The following is a 444-nucleotide window of genomic DNA, read 5'->3' as shown; positions in this document are numbered from 1 at the left end:
GCCCGTGGGCTTTGTCGTCGCTGATGATCGGTAGCGTCGGTTGTGCGTTACAAGGTGATCCAGTGTTGGCCATGTGCTTCTCCTAGAAACTCGATAATATCGCCACTCAGATCACCCGCATCGGGGAACTTGGCTTCCAGCTCAGCGGTAATGGCTGCGACGGTACGCTCGCCATCCACTAAGCCTAGAATCTCTCCAGCGGGACCGTTGAGTTGGATCATTCCTTCAGGGTAAAGCAGCACAAAGCAGTTTTGTGCTTTTTCCCACTGAAAACGGAACATCTTATTTAACACCGGCACTAAGGCCGGCGTTATCTGAATATCACTCATTAAATAGCCCTTTGTGATAAACCCGTTGATCCGTCACCGTATGGTACGGTGGACGTTTCAGCTCATACGCCATGGTCATTGCATCCAGCATGCTCCAAAGGACATCCAGTTTAAA

1 protein-coding gene and 1 pseudogene are annotated in these 444 nt (G+C 50.5%); both read right to left on the bottom strand.

The window, feature by feature from the left end:
- Window positions 1-47 precede the first annotated feature (47 nt).
- The gene (gene pqqD / locus A3773_RS16965; protein WP_156473567.1) at window positions 48-329 is read right to left on the bottom strand and encodes a pyrroloquinoline quinone biosynthesis peptide chaperone PqqD; all 282 of its coding nucleotides are present in this window, start codon (window positions 327-329) and stop codon (window positions 48-50) included.
- A pseudogene (locus tag A3773_RS17905) lies at window positions 322-444 on the bottom strand (pyrroloquinoline-quinone synthase PqqC); the annotation flags it as partial. The pseudogene A3773_RS17905 and the gene pqqD, both read right to left, overlap by 8 nt.

Origin of the sequence: Neptuniibacter pectenicola, assembly GCF_001597735.1 — a bacterium.
GTDB lineage: Bacteria > Pseudomonadota > Gammaproteobacteria > Pseudomonadales > Balneatricaceae > Neptuniibacter > Neptuniibacter pectenicola.
The sequence above is the reverse complement of the archived record's forward strand: the minus strand, read 5'-3'. Positions and strand labels throughout refer to the sequence as shown.

What these genes read in the sequence shown, in the direction of transcription:
- pqqD (WP_156473567.1), bottom strand. Translation starts at nt 329, where the DNA reads ATGAGTGATATTCAGATAACGCCGGCCTTAGTGCCGGTGTTAAATAAG.